2 protein-coding genes are annotated in these 2,083 nt (G+C 62.3%); both read left to right on the top strand.

What is annotated here, in order from left to right; all coding sequences use genetic code 11:
* On the top strand, nt 1-746 hold a 746-nt coding region (locus L9Z73_RS29735; protein WP_247408484.1), incomplete at its 5' end, for a 3,4-dihydroxy-2-butanone-4-phosphate synthase.
* A 226-nt stretch (nt 747-972) separates the two neighbouring features.
* Entirely contained in the window at nt 973-1,998 is a 1,026-nt protein-coding gene (locus tag L9Z73_RS29730) for an ABC transporter substrate-binding protein (protein ID WP_247408482.1), read from the top strand.
* The last annotated feature ends 85 nt before the right edge of the window (nt 1,999-2,083 follow it).

Genomic DNA, 2,083 nt, shown 5'->3' with positions numbered 1-2,083 from the left:
TGCAGCCGGGGCATATCTTTCCGTTGCGCGCCAAAGATGGCGGCGTGCTGACCCGCGCCGGCCACACCGAAGCCGGCTGTGACTTGGCCCGCCTGGCCGGGCATGCACCGGCCTCGGTGATCGTCGAAGTGATGAACGACGACGGCACCATGGCCCGCCGGCCTGACCTGGAGATCTTCGCGCGCAAGCATGGGATCAAGATTGGCACTATCGCCGACCTGATTCACTACCGCCTCAGCACCGAACGCACCGTGGTGCGCATTGGCGAACGCGACCTGCCCACGGTGCATGGCACGTTCCGCCTGATTACCTTTGAAGACCGCATCGACGGTGGCGTACACATGGCCATGGTGATGGGCCCATTGCGCCGCGATGAACCTACGCTGGTGCGCGTGCATGTGATCGACCCGCTGCGCGATCTGGTCGGCGCCGAGTACAGCGGTCCGTCCAACTGGACGCTGTGGGCCGCCTTGCAACGCGTCGCCGCCGAAGGCCGTGGCGTGGTGGTGGTGCTGGCCAATCATGAATCGTCCCAGGCGCTGCTGGAGCGCGTACCGCAACTGACCCAGGCACCGCGCCAGTTCCACCGTTCGCAGTCGCGGATTTATTCGGAAGTCGGCACCGGGGCGCAGATATTGCAGGATTTGGGCGTCGGCAAGCTGCGTCACCTCGGCCCGCCCCTGAAATACGCCGGGCTGACTGGCTACGACCTGGAGGTCGTCGAGAGCATTCCCTTCACCGAATGACGGATAACCGGTAAGGCAAAATGCTTGCACAAAGTTTGGAATACCATAATATGATATTCCATAGACCGAACGCTTTCGCCAAGTGCGCCCGCCAGGGACAGCACCAATAACAGCCCTTGGCACGGTCGCCTTTTGGGTCTCGATTAGAGGCTCCGATGGACCTACTGCTCCCGATAGGCGGGCATTACCAAGCCCGCTCAATAACAAAACAAATGAGGGCGTGAAAATGGTGTTGAACAAACGTGCAACCGCTGTGCTGTTCGCGGGTTTATTGGCTACGGCCACTCACGCGGCCCTGGCGGCCGAAAGCGTGAATTTCGTGAGCTGGGGCGGTAGCACCCAGGATGCGCAGAAGCAGGCGTGGGCCGACCCTTTCAGCAAGGCCAGCGGCATCACCGTTGTACAAGACGGCCCGACCGACTACGGCAAACTCAAGGCCATGGTCGAAAGCGGCAACGTGCAGTGGGACGTGGTGGATGTCGAGGCCGACTTCGCCTTGCGCGCCGCCGCCGAAGGCCTGCTCGAACCCCTGGACTTCTCGGTAATCCAGCGTGACAAGATCGACCCACGCTTCGTCTCCGACCATGGCGTCGGCTCGTTCTTCTTCTCCTTTGTGCTGGGCTACAACGAAAGCAAACTCGGCGCCGGCAAACCCCAGGATTGGACCGCGCTGTTCGACACCAAGACCTACCCCGGCAAACGCGCCCTCTACAAATGGCCCAGCCCTGGCGTGCTCGAACTGGCCCTGCTGGCCGACGGCGTACCGGCCGACAAGCTCTACCCCCTGGACCTGGACCGCGCCTTCAAGAAACTCGACACCATCAAAAAAGACATCGTCTGGTGGGGCGGCGGCGCGCAGTCGCAGCAATTGCTGGCCTCCGGCGAAGTCAGCATGGGCCAGTTCTGGAACGGTCGCATCCACGCCCTGCAGGAAGATGGCGCACCGGTGGGTGTGAGCTGGAAGCAGAACCTGGTCATGGCCGACATCCTCGTCGTGCCTAAGGGCACCAAAAACAAAGCCGCCGCGATGAAGTTCCTGGCCAGTGCCAGCAGCGCCAAGGGCCAGGCCGATTTCTCCAACCTGACCGCCTATGCACCGGTGAATATCGACAGCGTACAGCGCCTGGATTCAGTCCTGGCGTCCAACCTGCCGACGGCGTATGCCAAGGACCAGATCACCCTCGATTTCGCCTACTGGGCCAAGAACGGCTCGGCCATTGCGACACGGTGGAATGAATGGCTAGTCAAATGAAAATGACGGCAGCCACACCGACCGGGAGCGCCCTCGGCGCTGCCGGCGCGGTTTGCAGCAACGCCGTATCGCCGTCCCTGGCCCA

The organism is Pseudomonas emilianonis (genome assembly GCF_023072625.1).
Lineage (GTDB): Bacteria > Pseudomonadota > Gammaproteobacteria > Pseudomonadales > Pseudomonadaceae > Aquipseudomonas > Aquipseudomonas paraveronii.
The sequence above is the reverse complement of the archived record's forward strand: the minus strand, read 5'-3'. Positions and strand labels throughout refer to the sequence as shown.